Origin of the sequence: Pseudonocardia sp. N23 (assembly GCF_002583555.1) — a bacterium.
Taxonomy (GTDB): Bacteria; Actinomycetota; Actinomycetes; order Mycobacteriales; family Pseudonocardiaceae; genus Pseudonocardia.
The window spans coordinates 1-1402 of record NZ_BEGX01000108.1 but is presented as its reverse complement, the minus strand read 5'-3'; the positions used below and the strand labels follow the sequence as shown (position 1 = coordinate 1402).

Genomic DNA, 1402 nt, shown 5'->3' with positions numbered 1-1402 from the left:
GGGACTGTAAAACCAACGGTGTAACTCCGATCGAGGAGGAAGCACACGATGGCTGACGCGATGCCCGAGCGGCAGGTCGTGGACCTGGACGAGGTCGTGGGCAACGAACCCGCAGACGGTGATGCTCTGGACGCGGTTGACGAGCAGTTGATCGCGCGGCTCGCCGGGCGGGCCCGGGCCGGTGGGCTGCAGTTGACCGGCGAGGGCGGGCTGCTCGCGCAGCTCACGAAGCGGTTGGTGGAGTCCGCGCTCGAGGGCGAGATCACCGACCACCTCGGCTATGAACGCCACGACGCCGCCGGGCGTGACGGCGGGAACTCCCGCAACGGTCACCGACCCAAGACAGTGCTGACCGAGGTCGGGCCGGTCGAGATCGACGTCCCCCGGGACCGGGACGCCAGCTTCGAACCGAAGATCGTCGCGAAGCGGCAGAAACGGCTCTCCGGGGTCGACGAGATGGTGATCTCCTTGTCGGCGAAGGGTTTGACCACCGGCGAGGTCCAGGCGCATCTGGCCGAGGTCTACGGCGCCGAGGTGTCCCGGCAGACGATCTCCACGATCACCGACAAGGTCGTCGAGGGCATGCACGAGTGGCAGAACCGGCCCCTCGACGCGATCTACCCGGTCATCTTCATCGACGCGATCCACGTCAAGATCCGCGACGGGAAGGTGTCCAACCGACCCATCTACGTCGCGCTCGCGGTGACCTGTGAGGGCCACCGCGACATCCTCGGGCTCTGGGCCGGTGACGGCGGCGAGGGTGCCAAGCACTGGCTGCACGTGCTCACCGAGCTCAAGAACCGCGGTGTCGAGGACGTGTGCATGGTCGTCTGCGACGGCCTCAAAGGCCTGCCCGACGCCATCGAGGCGGTCTGGCCGCGAGCGGTCACCCAGACCTGCGTGGTGCACCTGCTGCGCAACTCCTTCCGCTACGCCGGCCGCCAGCACTACGACGCCATCGCCAAAGCGTTGCGCCCGGTCTACACCGCCCCGACCGAGGCCGCGGCCACCGAACGGTTCGGGGAGTTCGCCGAGGTCTGGGGCGAGCGCTACCCGGCCATCGTGCGGCTCTGGGAGAACGCGTGGGCGGAGTTCGTGCCGTTCCTGGGCTTCGACACCGAGATCCGCAAGGTCGTCTGCTCGACCAACGCGATCGAGAGCGTGAACGCCCGGATCCGCCGGGCGGTCAAGGCCCGCGGGCACTTCCCCAACGAGGCCGCCGCGCTCAAGTGCGTCTACATGGCGATCATGAGCCTCGACCCCACGGGTCAAGGACGGAAGCGCTGGATGATGCGATGGAAACCCGCACTCAACGCCTTCGAGATGACCTTCGACGGCCGACTCGCCGCCGGCCGCAAGTAAACCCGCACAACATCAGTTACACCGCTCAGTTGACAGTCCC

Annotated in this window: 1 protein-coding gene; it reads left to right on the top strand. The window is 67.5% G+C overall.

Annotation, left to right across the window (positions count from 1 at the left end; genetic code table 11):
• The first annotated feature begins 48 nt into the window (after positions 1-48).
• On the top strand, positions 49-1362 hold the full coding sequence (locus TOK_RS23670; RefSeq protein ID WP_374754927.1) for an IS256 family transposase: 1314 nt from the start codon (positions 49-51) through the stop codon (positions 1360-1362).
• Positions 1363-1402 lie beyond the last annotated feature (40 nt).

Coding starts and splice junctions, on each gene's coding strand:
- TOK_RS23670 (WP_374754927.1), top strand. CDS start 49: ATGGCTGACGCGATGCCCGAGCGGCAGGTCGTGGACCTGGACGAGGTC.